Below are 6,099 nucleotides of genomic sequence, written 5' to 3'. Positions count from 1 at the left end.
CCCGCTCACCCCGCCCCGCGGACGTGCCGCTCGCCCCGCCCCTGCGGCCGGTGGATGGAGGCCTTCCGCTCCGGTGCCCGCGCGCTCGCCTCCGGCCAGACCGCCAAGGGCTCGGACGCTCTCGGCTATGCCGCCGCGCAGGGCCATCCCATGGCGCAGTGGAAGCTGGCGCGCATGTATGCGGACGGCGACGGGGTGAAGCGCGACGACGCCAAGGCGTTCCAGTATTACAGCACGATCGCCAACACCCATGCCGAGGACTATCCCGGCACCGCGCAGTCGCGTTTCGTCGCCAATGCATTCGTGGCGCTCGGCTCCTATTATCTGGTCGGCATCCCCTCCGCCGGGGTGAAGCGAGACCCGTCCCGCGCCAAGGACATGTTCTCCTACGCCGCCTCCTATTTCGGCGATGCGGATGCCCAGTTCCTGCTCGGCAAGATGTATCTCGATGGGGTCGGCACGCAGCGCGATGCGCGCAATGCCGGGCGCTGGCTGAGCCTCGCCTCGCAGAAGGGCCAGTACAAGGCGCAGGCGCTGCTCGGCGAGCTTCTGTTCAAGGGCGACGACGGCGTGCCGCGCCAGGGAGCGCGCGGCCTCATGTGGCTCACCATTGCCCGCGAGGCGGCCGCCCGCCCGGACGACAAATGGGTGGTGGACCTGCACGAGGCGGCCTTCGCCGAGGCGACCGCCGACGAGCGCGCGCAGGCGCTGGCCTATCTGGAGAAGTGGCTCTCCCGCCAGCGCCGCTGAGCCGGCGGAGTTCCCCCTCACCCCCCACCCTCTCCCCGCCGGGGAGAGGGAGTCTGTCCCGGCCTGGACCGAGGTCGCCACAGCCGCCGCCCTTTCCCGAGAAGCCGCTTGCCGCCCGTCGGCCCGCGCCGGCCGTCCTCTATAGCCCCCTCTCCCTGAGGGAGAGGGCAGGGTGAGGGGATGCGACGCCGGGCGTGAGCACTGTCTTCCGGCGGAGCCCCCCCTCACCCCCGCCTCTCCCCGCCGGGGAGAGGGAGTTTGCTGGCGCCTGGACCGAGGGCGCCACAGCGCCCTCAGGCTCACCAGTGCGAGGGCGGGCCGGCGACGCCGAGGCCCTGGCGCGAGGCCTCGAAGTCCAGCACCGTGTCCGGGGCGACGTTGGCGACGTTCACGTCCGGCCCGAAGCTCTTCACCAGCAGCTTCTTCAGCGCCTCGATATCGCAGGTCCGCACGTCCGCAATCCAGGGGCCGGGCAATTCGATCATCAGGCGGTCGGGGGCGATGCCGGCACTGAGCGCGGCCAGCATGGCTCGTCGGGAACGCCGTTCTCCACCAGTTCCGCCGCCTCCACCAGAACCAGGTCCGCGCCCGCCGCGAGGCAGACGGCGGACTGCGCGATCATCTCCTGCGCCGTCGTGCGCCGGTCCTTGGCGCCCACTTCCGCGAACACCGACAGGCCGGCGGCCCGCGCCGCGCCGATCTGGGCCGCGCGCTCCTCCTCCGTGAGGGGCACCACGTTGTCGGAAATCTCGATGGTGGAAAAGCCGATGCGCAGCGCCTCCGCATAGAAGCGCGGCAGCGCCTCCGCCCCGAGCGTCGCGAAGACATATTCGTGGAACTGGCCGCCGATGAAGGGGCGGATGTCGGCGGCGTGGTAGAGCGCGAGCTTCTCCTTCAGATAGGCCTCGCCATAGAGCCGGGCGGTGCCGGTCTTGATCTTCACGAGGTCCACATAGGCGCCGGCCGTGCCCACCACATCGGCGGCGGCGTTGAGGCCGAGGCCCTGGTCGATCATCATGGTGAGGCCGGTGCGGCGCGGCTTTTCAAGGCTGCGGCCGGCGGCGGCGGGCACGAAGGCGAAGGGATGCGCCATCACAGGTGCTCCGGGATGAGATAGATCGGGCTCGACCAGGCGCGGTGGCCGTCCTCCAGCGTCAGCGCCACCAGCAGCCGCCGCTCGGCCGCGCTCACCTCGATGTCGCGCGTGATCTCGAGGCTGACCGCGGTGCCCGCGTCGGCGAGCCGCCATGCGGAGAGCTTGCGGTCAAGCTTGCCGCAGTCGACCTCCGTGGGCGCCGCGCCGATGTCGGCGATGGCGCACTGGAGCCGGCCGACCGCCGTCTCCACCGTGATCTCGCCGGCCTCCGCGTCCGCGAGGGTCAGCTCGACGCCGGCGAAATTGCCGGTGGTCACGGACTTCCAGGAGACCGTGTTGCCGTCCAGCGTCGCCGGCTTGTCCGGATTGAAGAAATTGATCTCCTTCACGGCCAGGATGCGGTTGCCGGAAACCGTCAGGCTCCCGTCCCACACCACCTGCCGGAACCGCCCGCGATATTCCGCCCCCGACCAGGCGACGACGATGCGGCGCCCCTTCGGCGCCGCGGCCGCCGGGCGGATGGTCTCGATCACCGTCGTGCCGTCGCGCAGCTCCAGGGCGGCGATGGGGCTCTGGGCCGTCACCTCGACGGAGAGCGCGACCTTGCCGGCGGGCAGGCGCACGATGTCGCCCATGATCGCCTGCGTCGCCGCCCGTCCGGCGGCGCCTGGCAAGGACGGGTCGTCGCGGAACACCTGCGCGCCGTCCGGCAGCGCCGCCTTCACCTCCAGGTCGAGGCGGCAGCCGGTGGTGCCGTAATGGTGGCGCGCACGCATGGCGTCGAACAGGCTCGTCCGGTCGAAGCGCTCGGTGAGGAAGCAGGTGAGGCCGCCCAGCGCGCCGAACATGGAGGCGCCGGGCGGCTCGGCGCCCGGGCGGCCCTTGTGGCCGTCGGAATTGCACACCACGCCCACCCGGTAGCCGAGGCCGAAGGCGTCCGCCAGCAGCCACTCGAAGGTGCCCCAGCTGGAATGCACCTCCACCGCCCGCTCCAGGTCGATGTCGTGGGCGAAGGTGATGTCCGCATAGCGCCCGCCGCAATGGGCCCAGCAGATCACGTCGTCGCCGGAGGTGGCGAGCGCCGCGAACAGGTCGCGCGCGTCCACGCAGTCGGTGGCCTCGTCGCTGCGGTCCGGCACGAGCGCGTGGGAAGAGCGGCGGATGGTGCCGGTCTCGGTGGCGAAGAACACGTTGCGGTCGCCGCCGAGCCCGGTGTTTCCAGACCATTCGTAGCCCGGCACGGTGATGAAGCGGCCGGGCGCGTTGAAGTCCGCCATTAGGGCGTTCAGCTCGGCCCAGAATTCGCCGGTGATCTGGAAGTCGTTGCCCTGGTGCCCGACCGCGTCGATGAAGGCGATGTCGCGGGCAAAGCGCATGTAATCGTGGGCGGAGGAGGAGCCGATGGTCTCCCCGCTCTGGGCGTGCAGGTCGCCCCAGATCCGCATCAGCCCGTCCGAAGGCGCCACCACCAGCGGGTTGGAGCCGGCGAGCCGCGTGCCGTCCGCGTCGAGCACGTCGATGCGCACCGTGCCTTCGGCCTCCGCCTTCAGGGCGTCGACGCGCAGGGAGGATGCGCCGGCCGCGAACGTCGCGGTTTCCGGCAGGCCGGCGAGCGGACCGCTCGCCGCAAGGCGCACGGTGCGCCCACCCACATCGGCGGGGTTGCCCCAGCGGTCTTCGGCGCGGATGCCGAGCCAGGCCGTTTCGCCCGGCGCGCGGCGGGTCGGCAGGACGGCGGTGAAGGAGGTGGCCGGCCCGGCAACGATGGCGAAGGTCGGCTGGTCCGGCACGCGCACATAGTGGCCGCAGGCGATGGGGTCCACCAGCACCTGGAATTCATGGAACGGGTCGGCGAAGGTCTGGAGCCGGTGGCCCGGCGAGCCGCCGCGCGGGTCGCCGAAGCGCACCGTGATGGTCTCGCCTTCCTTCAGGTAGCCCTTCACCACGCGGATCACCAGCGTTCGGTCGAACGGGCGCACGTTCAGCTTGTAGTCGAAGCGGGCGTCGAGCACGGCACCATTGGACGCCTCCACGCTCACGAAGTTCGCCGCTGTCGGGTCGTCGAACTGCGGCTGGCCCTGGTCGGTGGCGAAGCGGAAGCACACGCGCACCGTGCCGGTGTCGTCGATGCCGTAGCGGCCCGCCGTGTAGGTCAGGGTGATGTGCTGCAACGACCCGGCCGGGAACGGCCCGCGCGGGGAAATGTCCACGCTGCCGGCCAGCGTCCGGGGCGATGGTAAGGCGGCTGCGGCACCCAGTTCGGGCGCGCCGCACGGGGCCGGTGGACGAGGGAGACAAAGCGTTCATCGCTGCATGCCCCACTTTCTGAGGGTGTGGGTTTCGAGGGTGCGGAACACGAGGCTCTCGATGGCGAGGCCGATCAGGATCACGGTGAGCAGGCCGGCGAAGACGTAAGGGGTCTCCAGCGCCACCCGGTTCTCGAAGATGAACCAGCCGAGCCCGCCCGAGCGCGAGGAGGCGCCGAACACCAGCTCCGCCGCGATCAGGGTGCGCCAGGCGAAGGCCCAGCCGATCTTGAGGCCCGAGACGATGGCCGGCAGCGCCGCCGGAACCAGGATGCCGAAGATGTAGCGCAGGCCCTTGAGGCCGAAGGTCTGCCCGGCCATGCGCATGGTCTCGCTGACCGACTGGAAGCCGGAATGGGTGTTGAGCGCCACCGCCCACAGCACCGAATGGACGATCACGAACACGATCGACCCCATGCCGAGCCCGAACCACAAGAGCGCCAGTGGCAGCAGCGCGATGGCGGGCAGGGGATTGAACATGGCGGTCAGCGTCGAGAGCAGGTCGTTGCCCACCTGCGTGGTGGCGGAAACCGACACCAGCGCCGCTGCCAGCACCACGCCGATGGCGTAGCCGATGAGCAGAATCTCCAGCGAGAACAGGGTCCGCTCCAGCAGCGTGCCGTTGACGAAGGCATCCCAGAGGGCGACCAGCGTCACCGAGAGCTTCGGCAGCATCAGCTCGTTGTCGAGAAGGGTGGCATAGACCTGCCAGGCGAGGCCGAGCACCACCAGGATGACGATGCGCCGGAACAGGGCGTTCTGGGTCAGCTTCTCGCGCCAGGTGAGCTTGCGGGCGATGTCGCCGATGGCCTCGGCGCCTCCACCTGCCGCTCATAGTCCGGGCGCGGCGGCGGATCACCGGCGACGGGGGAGGCGGGAACTGCGGTCATCAGTGGGCCTCCGCCGTGTGGCCGGGACGCCCGGCGAACAGCATGTCCTCGATGCGGGCCTGAAGCTCGGCGAAGCGCGGCGTCGCCACGGCGTCGAAGCCGAGGCCGGTGGCGTCGAGCTCGGCGCGTACCTGCCCGGGATGGGGCGACAGCACGAGGATGCGCGTGCCGATGATCAGCGCCTCCTCGATGGAGTGGGTGACGAACAGGATGGTGAAGCGCGTGTCCTCCCACAGGCGCAGCAGCTCCGCCTGCATGGTGCGCCGGGTGAGGGCGTCGAGCGCGGCGAACGGCTCGTCCATCAGCAGCACCTCCGGCTCCATGGCCATGGCGCGGGCGATGGCAACGCGCTGCTTCATGCCGCCCGAGAGCGTGTGGGGATGGGCATCGGCGAAGCGCGTGAGGCCGATCTTGTCCAGATAGCCCCGCACCCGCTGCTCGATCTCCGCCCTCGGGAAGCGGGAGTTGACGCGCATGGGATAGGCGACGTTCTCGAACACGCTCTTCCAGGGCAGCAACTGGTCGAATTCCTGGAACACCATCATCCGGTCCGGCCCCGGCCCCTTGATGTCGCGGCCGTTGAGGCGGATGCGCCCTTCCACGGGCGGCAGGAAGCCCGCCACCGACTTCAAAAGCGAGGACTTGCCGCAGCCCGACGGCCCCAGCAGCACGAAGCGGTCGCCGGGATAGACCTTGAACGACACGCGCCAGGTGGCGGTCACCATGCGCTCGCGGGTGGTGTATTGCAGCGAAACGTCGTCCGCGGTGAGCACGGGCACGGCGGGATCGCGGCCGACGGCCGCCGCCGGGGGGGTGAAAGAGGGGGCCGTCATGGGCTTCCTTCAGGCTTTCGCGCCGGCGGCGACGATCAGCGTCGGCCGGTCCGCGGCGGTGGGAAGGACGTCGGACGGCGCATCGCCGATGGCGCCGTCGATGGCGAAGGGCGCATCGAGCGGCACCACGTGCGCCGGCCCGTCGATGGCGCCGAGAGCAAGCGCGGCGCCGGCCTTGGGCAGGAGGATGAGCGCGTCGAGGCCGGCGCCCTTCAGCGCCAGCG

The 6,099-nt window shown here is 70.7% G+C and carries 8 protein-coding genes; 1 reads left to right on the top strand and 7 read right to left on the bottom strand.

All coding sequences use genetic code 11. The features are described from left to right. On the top strand, nt 1-750 hold a 750-nt coding region (locus tag AC2W7M_RS18195; protein WP_486133823.1), incomplete at its 5' end, for a tetratricopeptide repeat protein. 299 nt (nt 751-1,049) lie between these two features. Here the strand turns inward: AC2W7M_RS18195 and AC2W7M_RS18190 are convergent. The 7 genes from AC2W7M_RS18190 to AC2W7M_RS18160 all read right to left on the bottom strand — a co-directional run. Further along, on the bottom strand, nt 1,050-1,277 hold the full coding sequence (locus AC2W7M_RS18190; RefSeq protein ID WP_486133821.1) for a phosphosulfolactate synthase: 228 nt from the start codon (nt 1,275-1,277) through the stop codon (nt 1,050-1,052). Beyond that, nucleotides 1,235-1,843, bottom strand: coding sequence for a phosphosulfolactate synthase (locus AC2W7M_RS18185; RefSeq protein ID WP_486133819.1), 609 nt, complete (start codon nt 1,841-1,843; stop codon nt 1,235-1,237). The genes AC2W7M_RS18190 and AC2W7M_RS18185 overlap by 43 nt, the downstream gene beginning before the upstream one ends. Further along, nucleotides 1,843-4,056 carry a DUF3604 domain-containing protein gene (locus AC2W7M_RS18180; RefSeq protein ID WP_486133817.1) on the bottom strand — a complete coding sequence of 738 codons (2,214 nt, stop codon included), beginning with the start codon at nt 4,054-4,056 and terminating at the stop codon, nt 1,843-1,845. Before AC2W7M_RS18180 ends, AC2W7M_RS18185 begins: the two co-directional genes overlap by 1 nt. 93 nt (nt 4,057-4,149) lie before the next feature. Continuing rightward, a complete protein-coding gene (locus AC2W7M_RS18175) occupies nt 4,150-4,959 on the bottom strand; it encodes an ABC transporter permease (RefSeq protein WP_486133825.1) in 810 nt (269 codons plus the stop codon). Further along, nucleotides 4,917-5,042: a hypothetical protein gene (locus AC2W7M_RS18170; protein WP_486133815.1), complete on the bottom strand. Its 126-nt coding sequence runs from the start codon at nt 5,040-5,042 to the stop codon at nt 4,917-4,919. The genes AC2W7M_RS18175 and AC2W7M_RS18170 overlap by 43 nt, the downstream gene beginning before the upstream one ends. Next, nucleotides 5,042-5,875: an ABC transporter ATP-binding protein gene (locus tag AC2W7M_RS18165; protein WP_486133813.1), complete on the bottom strand. Its 834-nt coding sequence runs from the start codon at nt 5,873-5,875 to the stop codon at nt 5,042-5,044. The genes AC2W7M_RS18170 and AC2W7M_RS18165 overlap by 1 nt, the downstream gene beginning before the upstream one ends. 9 nt (nt 5,876-5,884) lie before the next feature. Continuing rightward, a partial coding sequence (locus AC2W7M_RS18160) for a hypothetical protein (protein ID WP_486133811.1) occupies nt 5,885-6,099 on the bottom strand: 215 nt, incomplete at its 5' end.

It is taken from the genome of Xanthobacter sp. BG11Y11_SDJG (assembly GCF_057364445.1).
This window is presented reverse-complemented; position numbering and strand designations above follow the sequence as displayed.